Below are 403 nucleotides of genomic sequence, written 5' to 3' on the forward strand. Positions count from 1 at the left end.
TGAATAGTATACCTCACGTAGCGTTTGTAGTAGATGGCCTAACTAAAGAATTGAAAACTAAAAAGTAACTATTGAACCCAACTCACCAAGTGGGGGACTAATAGTGGCTTTTATCGAAGTAAATAGCGCAGCTATCGAAATTATGCAATATTTATGAACTGATACGAGTTAGGCCGGTTACTGAAGTAAAAATATTAAAAAGGTATTGATAGCATGAATAATTACTTTGAAAGCCCCTTTGAAGGCAAACCTCTTAAAGAACAAGTTACTAACCCTAATATTATTGTGGGTGAGCACAGCTACTATTCAGGATACTATCATGGACATAATTTTGATGATTGTGCCCGATATTTAGCACCAGATCGAACGGACGTAGATAAATTAATTATTGGGCGTTATTGCT

At 35.7% G+C, this 403-nt stretch carries 1 pseudogene; it reads left to right on the forward strand.

The features are described 5' to 3' along the window. Positions 1–213: 213 nt before the first annotated feature. Positions 214–403: pseudogene (locus BTV99_RS12750) on the forward strand (type B chloramphenicol O-acetyltransferase); the annotation flags it as partial.

The organism is Psychrobacter sp. Rd 27.2, assembly GCF_001921755.1.
Lineage (GTDB): Bacteria > Pseudomonadota > Gammaproteobacteria > Pseudomonadales > Moraxellaceae > Psychrobacter > Psychrobacter celer.